Genomic DNA, 419 nt, shown 5'->3' with positions numbered 1-419 from the left:
GGACTGCCTCGCCGAAGAACTCCGCCGCCTCGACCCGGATGAAGTGTTCGGTGAAACGGTTCGTAGTCTTGGTACTTCCAAAATCCACCAAGAAACCCGCCTGACGTTCACGTGCAGCGGGGAGCCCAGACGCAACGGAGACGCCCTATCACTGGTTTTGGTCGACGTCTAAAGGACCGCGCCACCGAGGCCCTTGAACCCCAACGCGCCAGTTAGATTGGCACTTGGTGCCGATTCACCGGTGCCGGCCGGATCCACGAAAGGAACACAAGAAATGCTCCATAAAGTTCAGGCCGTCATTGCCCGGGAGAAGAATGCACCGGTTTCGCTCGAGACTATTCTGGTCCCGGATCCGGGACCGGGGGAGGCGCTGGTGGACATCCTCACGTGCGGGGTCTGCCACACGGACCTGGACTACA

The 419-nt window shown here is 60.1% G+C and carries 1 pseudogene; it reads left to right on the top strand.

Annotated elements, in window-relative coordinates:
• Positions 1-274 precede the first annotated feature (274 nt).
• Positions 275-419, top strand: a pseudogene (locus QCD75_RS21910) (S-(hydroxymethyl)mycothiol dehydrogenase); the annotation flags it as partial.

This window comes from Arthrobacter sp. PsM3 (assembly GCF_030433895.1).
Classification (GTDB): Bacteria; Actinomycetota; Actinomycetes; order Actinomycetales; family Micrococcaceae; genus Arthrobacter.
Note: the sequence above shows the minus strand (reverse complement) of the source record. Positions and strands in the feature narration are given on the sequence as shown.